Below are 6,747 nucleotides of genomic sequence, written 5' to 3'. Positions count from 1 at the left end.
CACATGGCCGCTCCGACCAGGCTCAGCAGAACGTCAGATCAACCCTTGCCAACGGGGAGCCGTCCACACATGGCGCGTTGGCGTAGTCGTTCGGCGACTTCGGGCTTCCTGATCTGCACGGGAGCGTTCATGACGGCGATAAGTCTATCATGACGGGTGTTTCGATCCAACCCGCGCCTTGACTTCGCCGGGTTGCGGCGCGACCTAGCCGCCTCGCTTTCAAGGTCGCTATCCCATGTCCGTCAAGGTTCGTTTCGCCCCGTCCCCCACGGGTAAGTTGCACGTCGGCAATGTCCGCACCGCCCTGGTGAACTGGCTGTTCGCCAAGGGGCAGGGCGGGTCGTTCGTGCTGCGCATCGACGACACCGATCTTGCGCGCTCCACGCCCGAGTTCGAACAGGGGATCGAGGACGATCTGACCTGGCTGGGTCTGACCTGGGACGAGCGTTACAACCAGTCCAAGCGGTTCGACCGCTATGAAGAGGCCGCCGCCAGACTGAAGTCGTCCGGCCGGCTTTATCCCGCCTACGAGACCGCCGACGAACTGGATCGCCGTCGCAAGGTGCAGTTGTCGCGAGGCCTGCCGCCGATCTATGACCGCGCCGCGCTTGAGCTGACCGAAGATCAGAAGGCCGCCTATGAGGCCGAGGGCCGTCGTCCCCACTGGCGCTTCAAGCTGGAAGGCAAGCGGGTCGCCTGGGAAGACCTGGCGCGCGGCCATGCCGAGGTCGACACCGCCTCCATGTCCGACCCGGTGCTGATCCGCGAGGACGGCCTGTTCCTCTACACCCTGCCGTCCGTGGTCGACGATATCGACATGGCCATCAGCCACATCATCCGGGGCGAGGACCACGTCACCAACACCGGCGCCCAGATCGAGATCTTCGAAGCGCTGGGCGCCACGGTTCCCGGTTTCGCCCACATGCCGCTGCTGGTCGGCGCCGACGGCGCGGCCCTGTCGAAACGTCTGGGCTCGCTGTCGATCAGCGACATGCGCGACCAGGGCTATGAGCCGATCGCCATCACCAGCCACCTGGGCCGGATCGGCACTTCGGATCCGTTGGAAGTGGCCGAGTCGGTGCAGGCTCTGGGCGCCAGTTTCGCCTTCACCAAGATGGGACGTTCGCCGGCGCGCTATGACACGGCGGACCTGGACCGGCTGAACGCCCAGGCGCTGCACGTCATGGACTACCTCACGGCCCAGCCGCGGCTACAGGCGCTGGACGCCGACCTGGGCGAGGGCTTCTGGTCGGTGGTGCGGGGCAACCTCAGCAGGTTCGCCGATGTGGTTGAAATGGCGAAGATCGTACGCGGCCCGATCCAGCCGGTGATCGAGGACGCGGCCTTCATCGACGCCGCCGCCGCCCTGCTGCCGGAAGTGATCGACGACACCGCCTGGTCCGCCTGGACCAACGCCGTCAAGACCGAGACCGGCGCCAAGGGCAAGGCCCTGTTCATGCCGTTGCGTCTGGCCCTGACGGGTCAGGCGCATGGGCCGGACATGGCGGCCATGGCGCCGCTGATCGGTCGTGAGACCATTCAGCGGCGGCTGAAAGGCGAGGCGGCCTAAGGCCGCCCCCGCCCGATCAGGCGTTGCAGACCGCCAGTTCTTCAGCGCTCAGCTCGGTTCCCTTGTAGGTGAAGGCGGTCACGGGGCCGAACTTCTGCACCACGCGGCGGCAGGCGCGCGTCGCCGGCTGTTCCGTGCCGCCCGAGGCGGTGCAGGCCGCGCCTTCGCAGGACCAGCGGGCGCCGTCGATGATGGTGGCGCGGGCCGGCGCCTTGGCCGAATCGGCCAGGGTCAGGCGGGTGGCGGCGGGGGCCTGGGCCACGGCCGGGGCGGCCGCGAACAGGGCGGCGGCGATGAGCAGGGCGCGCATGAGCAAGTCTCCGGATTGAAGAACGGCGTCGTGCCGTCGCGCCAATGTCAGTTTTCGATAAAAACTGTCAAGACGCGCCCGCATTATTTGTTAGCGCCGATCACCTATCGGCGATCATATTGCTGGACGGCCGTGTCGGCGTCGCCCTGGATCAGCACCATGGCCTCTTCCACCGACTCCGCCACCGTCCAGGCGTCAAGGAAGGAGGCGGGGGTCATGCCTTCCTCCACGCTGTGGCGCATCAGGGCGAAGAAGCCTTCCCAGAAGCCGTTCAGGTTCAGGAAGACGACCGGCTTCTGGTGCAGGTCCAGGCGTTTCCACGACAGCAGTTCCACGACTTCTTCCAGGGTGCCGATGCCGCCGGGCGCGACCACGAAGGCGTCGGACTGGTCGTACATGAGCTGTTTGCGCTCGTGCATCGAGGTGACGACGACGGTCTCGACCTCGTCGAACAGGCGTTCGCGGCTGCGCAGGAAGGCCGGCATGATGCCGACGACACGACCGCCGGCGTCATGGGCGCCGCGCGCCGAGGCACCCATCAGGCCCACGCCGCCGCCGCCATAGACCAGACGCCAGCCCGCCTCGGCGGTGGCCCTGCCGAAGGCGCGGGCGGCCTCGGTGTAGGCGGGATCGGCGCGGTCGGAAGAGCCGCAGAACAGGCAGACGGACGGGCCGTCGAAGGGCTGGATCAAAACGGGGGGCAGGGACATGGAGCCTCAACTGAACGAATGCTGGCTCGGCCCATGGCCAAACCGGCGGCGGTCGGGGTAACAGAATCCCCGGGCGCTTGGCCGCCAGCCTTATATCGTCGGGACGCAGGATGAAACGTCGGATCATCGCCATGGCCGCCGTATCCGTGACTATGGTCGCGGCCCTGTCGGCCTGTTCCCGGGACGGCGAGGGCGCGCCGCGCGCGGTGGACGCCGAGGCGACCTCCCCCTGGGTGCAGCCTCCTCATGTTCAGACCGCAAGGCGCGACGGGGCGATGATCCTGGTTCAGGGCCGGGCGGGGCCGGACGCCCGCGTGGTGCTACGCGGGGCCGACGGGGCGGCGGTGGCGGTCGGCGCCGACGCTACGGGACGATTCGAGCTGCGCGTTCCGGCCGCCTCGGGGGACATCCGGCTGACGCCCGAGGTTCAGGTCGGCGAGGACGCCGCGCCGTCTCCCGAGACTCTGGTGCTGATCCGGGGCGGGGCGGGGCCTATCGTGCTGGTCGCGGCCGGCGAGCCGACGGTGCGGCTGGACGGTCAAGGCGCGCTGGACGCGGTCGATTCCGATGGATCGGCGGTCATCGTGTCCGGCCGATCGAACGGCGCGCCCCCGGTCGTTCTGATCGACGGGGAGCGCGCGGAGGTCATGCGCGGACCGGGCGGGCGCTGGCGGGCCAGGGCGCCGGGCGGCGGGGCCGCCACGATCGACGTCGACGGGACGCGGTTCGCCTTTCCCGGATTGGGCGCCCAGTCGGACTTCACCCCGGTGCGAGCCGGCGAAGGCTGGCGACTGACCTGGCCGACGGGACCCAGCGGCCGTCAGACCGTCTGGCTTCCGGATCGCGGCGCCTAGGGCGCCGAACTTAGGAAGTTGTTAACCGAAGCGTCCAATGAAGGACCTGTCCCTTTTTGGGACGCACCATCACCGAACCTTTTTCAACCCGGCGTCCGCGTCGGGTTCTTTTTGTCTCGAGCTCAGACGGCCCGGTTGTCGATCAGCCGGGTCTTGCCCAGCCAGGCGGCGGCCAGGATGCGCGCCGGGGCGTCGACGACGCCGTCGCGGAACGGCGACAGGTCTTCGGCATGGCGAACGGCGACATAGTCGATCCGTTCGAACCCGGCCTTGAGGATGGCGGAATAGGCGTCCCGTTCGACGCCCGGCAGGGGGCGGCCCGCGGCGGCGCCGGCGGCGGCCTCGGCCAGGATCACGTTCAGGCGGCGGGCGACGGCCAGTTCGGCGTCGGACAGATAGTCGTTGCGCGAAGACAGGGCCAGACCGGTCTCATCCCGCTGGGTCGGGGCGCCGATGATCTCGACCGGCAGGTCCAGGTCGCGGACGAAGCGACGGATCACCATCAGCTGCTGATAGTCCTTCTCGCCGAACACGGCGACGTCGGGCTGGACCTGGTTGAACAGCTTGGTCACGATCAGGGCGACCCCGCCGAACATCTGGGGCCGGAAATCGCCTTCCAGCCCAAGCGCAGGCCCGGCCACGGCGACGCTGGTGGCGAAGCCCTGCGGGTACATTTCCTCCGACGTCGGGGCGAACATCAGATGGCAGCCGGCGCCGGCCAGCAGACGGGCGTCCTCCTCCTGACGGCGAGGATAGCGACCCAGGTCCTCGCTGGCGGCGAACTGGGTCGGATTGACGAAGTTGGAGGCCACGATGCGGTCGGCGCGGCGGCCGGCCTCGCGCACCAGGGTCAGATGGCCTTCGTGCAGGGCGCCCATGGTCGGAACCATGCCGACGGTCAGGCCTTGTCTTTTCCAGTCACGCACGACGGCGCGCAAATCCGCCACGGTGTGGACGACGGGGAGGGACGCAGGCTCGGTCATGGTGAAGCGGTTAACCCTTTGGCTTAAGTGTGTTGATGCACCAGACTTCAAACCCTGGCGGCTAGGGTCGTGCTTATGACGCCAGCACGAGCGACCCGTCCAGTTCTGATCGCGCTTACCTTGGCCCTTGCCGGCTGTGGGGCGGTCGAGGGCGACCGCCAGAGTTTCCAGGCGATGGCCGAGCGCGTGGCCGCCATCGACATCCCGCTGGATCCCAAGGCCATCGGTTCCGGCGCGGCGTCGCGTCAGACAGCGCAGGCCCAGGGCTTGCGTCCCGCCAAATTCTCGCCCGTCCATGTGGCGGTGCTCACGCCGCATCAGATGTGGGATGCGCGGGACGTGCTGAGCCGGGGCGGCTCTCTGGCGTTGGCCGAAGACAAGAGCGAAGACGGCCTGCGCGGCGCCGTGACGCGGATGGCGGAGCCGGCGGTTGAGCCGGCCCTGCGCGCCGCTGCGCCGGTCGTGGCCAGGGCCATGGTTGAACAGGCTGTCGCGCGGAGCGAGCCGCCCATGCTGCGCCCCGCCGTCGTTGACGCAGGGCCGCGCGCCGAAGGCCGCATGGTCCAGCTGGGCGCCTATTCCAGCCGGGCGGGGGCGCAGGCCGCCTGGGCGCAGCTGAAGGCCCGCGCCAGCCTGTCGAACCTGTCGCCGGTGTTCGAGGGCGTCGAGGTCAACGGCCGCAGCCTGACGCGGCTGAAGGTCGGGCCGATTCCGGTCGAGGCCGCGTCCGCCCTGTGCGCCGCCGCCCAGGTGGCGGACCCGTGGTGCCGCCGCGCCGGCTGAACTTGGGGCTGAAGTCCACAGCTACGCGTTAACGCCTCGTTGACGTTTGCGGCCGGTGCGCCGACTCTGCCCCGTCCGAAGGCCGCGCAGTGTTGAGTCGCGTCGGTCGCCACAGAGGGTATCCTCCATGACGCAGCCTCACGTGATCGTACTCGGCAACGAGAAGGGCGGGGCGGGCAAGTCCACCCTGGCGATCCATATCGTCACCGGCCTGCTGCATGCGGGGCGCTCTGTCGCGATCATCGATCTGGACCTGCGCCAGCGGTCGATGCAGCGGTTCTTCACCAATCGCCTGGCCTGGCTGGCCGCGAACAATCAGCAACTGCCCCAGCCCTTCATGCCCGACATGGGCGACGGCAAGGCCCTGGCCAAGGGCGGGGTGGACGAGCAGATCGCCGCCTTCGAACGCGCCTTCGACGAGGCCGTGGCGGCCGGGGTGGACGCCATCCTGATCGACACCCCCGGCGGCGACACCGCCGTGTCCAGCGCGGCCCACGCGCGGGCCGACCAGATCGTGACGCCGATGAACGACAGTTTCGTCGACTTCGACCTGCTGGGCGAGGTGGACCCCGTGTCGCTGGATCTGCTGAAACCCTCAATCTATTCCGAAAGCGTCTGGGAGGCGCGCAAGGTCCGGGCGATCAGCCAGGGCCGGAACGCCACCATCGACTGGCTGGTGGTGACCAATCGCCTGGCCGTCGCCGAGGCGCGCAACCGCAAACGCCTGGAAGAGCGGATGAACAAGCTGGCCAAACGGGTCGGTTTCCGCGTCGGGCCGGGCCTGCGCGATCGCGTCATCTACCGCGAACTGTTCCCGTTCGGCCTGACGGTGGCGGACCTGTCGAACGACATCCGCCCGGTGGCCGTGTCCCTGGCCCATGTCGCGGCGCGCCAGGAACTGCGCAACCTGATGAAGGCCATGGGTCTGGAACAGGCCCTGGCGCCTCTGGACGTGGCCGCCTGAAAGGCGATCTGACCGCATGAGCCTGATCTGGCTGGCCCTGGCGGCGATCGCCGTCTGGGCCCTGGTGCGGCTGGGCCGCCAGACCGAGCGGCGCGGCCGGGCCCATTGGCGCGTGACGGCGACCCTGCTGGGATCGGTGCTGCTGGCCGGAGGCGCCTTGTCGGCGTTTCGCGGCGCCTGGCTGTGGGCGAGCGTGCTGGCGGCGGCGGGGCTGTACCTGGTCTGGTCGTCGCGCATCCGGCCCGTGGTGCGATCCGAACCGATCAGCGAGGCCGACGCCCGCGCCGTTCTGGGCGTGCGTCCCGGCGCGACCGAGGCCGAGATCCGCACGGCCTGGAAAAAGGCCATGGGTCGCGCCCACCCCGACCAGGGCGGAACCGAAGGCCTGGCGACGCGGGTCAATGCGGCGCGGGACAGGCTGTTGAGAAAGACCGAACGCGACTGATCGTCCCCGCGCTTTCGCTGCGAAGTTCATGGAGGGCTGGGCGGGGCGCCAGGCCTTCGCCCGGAGTTTTGTGTTTTGAGTACCGTTTCGACGAAGGTTTGACGCCCCGCGCGAATGGTTGGCCTGCA

At 69.0% G+C, this 6,747-nt stretch carries 8 protein-coding genes; 5 read left to right on the top strand and 3 right to left on the bottom strand.

Translation table 11 applies throughout. The annotated features are described in order from the left end of the window. The first annotated feature begins 235 nt into the window (after positions 1–235). Positions 236–1,570: a glutamate--tRNA ligase gene (gltX, locus tag AC07NC_RS17285; RefSeq protein WP_494570284.1), complete on the top strand. Its 1,335-nt coding sequence runs from the start codon at positions 236–238 to the stop codon at positions 1,568–1,570. Positions 1,571–1,586: 16 nt separating this feature from the next. Here the strand turns inward: gltX and AC07NC_RS17280 are convergent, their stop codons facing one another. Continuing rightward, complete coding sequence (locus AC07NC_RS17280) at positions 1,587–1,880, bottom strand: DUF8200 family protein (protein ID WP_035308281.1); 294 nt, start codon at positions 1,878–1,880, stop codon at positions 1,587–1,589. Positions 1,881–1,984: 104 nt separating this feature from the next. Next, complete coding sequence (locus AC07NC_RS17275) at positions 1,985–2,590, bottom strand: LOG family protein (RefSeq protein WP_494570283.1); 606 nt, start codon at positions 2,588–2,590, stop codon at positions 1,985–1,987. Positions 2,591–2,700: 110 nt separating this feature from the next. On the opposite strand from AC07NC_RS17275, the gene AC07NC_RS17270 reads away from it, so the two are divergent. Next, entirely contained in the window at positions 2,701–3,444 is a 744-nt protein-coding gene (locus AC07NC_RS17270) for a hypothetical protein (protein ID WP_494570282.1), read from the top strand. 122 nt (positions 3,445–3,566) lie between these two features. Here AC07NC_RS17270 and panC read toward each other — a convergent pair whose 3' ends face one another. Then, the gene (gene panC / locus AC07NC_RS17265; RefSeq protein WP_494570281.1) at positions 3,567–4,427 is read right to left on the bottom strand and encodes a pantoate--beta-alanine ligase; all 861 of its coding nucleotides are present in this window, start codon (positions 4,425–4,427) and stop codon (positions 3,567–3,569) included. Positions 4,428–4,547: 120 nt separating this feature from the next. Between panC and AC07NC_RS17260 the strand changes: the two genes are divergently transcribed. From AC07NC_RS17260 to AC07NC_RS17250, 3 genes are all read left to right on the top strand, one after another. Continuing rightward, the gene (locus AC07NC_RS17260; protein ID WP_494570280.1) at positions 4,548–5,210 is read left to right on the top strand and encodes an SPOR domain-containing protein; all 663 of its coding nucleotides are present in this window, start codon (positions 4,548–4,550) and stop codon (positions 5,208–5,210) included. A 127-nt stretch (positions 5,211–5,337) separates the two neighbouring features. After that, a complete protein-coding gene (locus tag AC07NC_RS17255; protein WP_494570279.1) occupies positions 5,338–6,174 on the top strand; it encodes a division plane positioning ATPase MipZ in 837 nt (278 codons plus the stop codon). A 16-nt stretch (positions 6,175–6,190) separates the two neighbouring features. After that, complete coding sequence (locus tag AC07NC_RS17250) at positions 6,191–6,619, top strand: J domain-containing protein (protein ID WP_494570278.1); 429 nt, start codon at positions 6,191–6,193, stop codon at positions 6,617–6,619. The last annotated feature ends 128 nt before the right edge of the window (positions 6,620–6,747 follow it).

It is taken from the genome of Brevundimonas sp. GW821-FHT10A07, assembly GCF_059415785.1.
This window is presented reverse-complemented; position numbering and strand designations above follow the sequence as displayed.

Coding starts and splice junctions, on each gene's coding strand:
- gltX (WP_494570284.1), top strand. CDS start 236: ATGTCCGTCAAGGTTCGTTTCGCCCCGTCCCCCACGGGTAAGTTGCAC.
- AC07NC_RS17280 (WP_035308281.1), bottom strand. CDS start 1,880: ATGCGCGCCCTGCTCATCGCCGCCGCCCTGTTCGCGGCCGCCCCGGCC.
- AC07NC_RS17275 (WP_494570283.1), bottom strand. CDS start 2,590: ATGTCCCTGCCCCCCGTTTTGATCCAGCCCTTCGACGGCCCGTCCGTC.
- AC07NC_RS17270 (WP_494570282.1), top strand. CDS start 2,701: ATGAAACGTCGGATCATCGCCATGGCCGCCGTATCCGTGACTATGGTC.
- panC (WP_494570281.1), bottom strand. CDS start 4,427: ATGACCGAGCCTGCGTCCCTCCCCGTCGTCCACACCGTGGCGGATTTG.
- AC07NC_RS17255 (WP_494570279.1), top strand. CDS start 5,338: ATGACGCAGCCTCACGTGATCGTACTCGGCAACGAGAAGGGCGGGGCG.
- AC07NC_RS17250 (WP_494570278.1), top strand. CDS start 6,191: ATGAGCCTGATCTGGCTGGCCCTGGCGGCGATCGCCGTCTGGGCCCTG.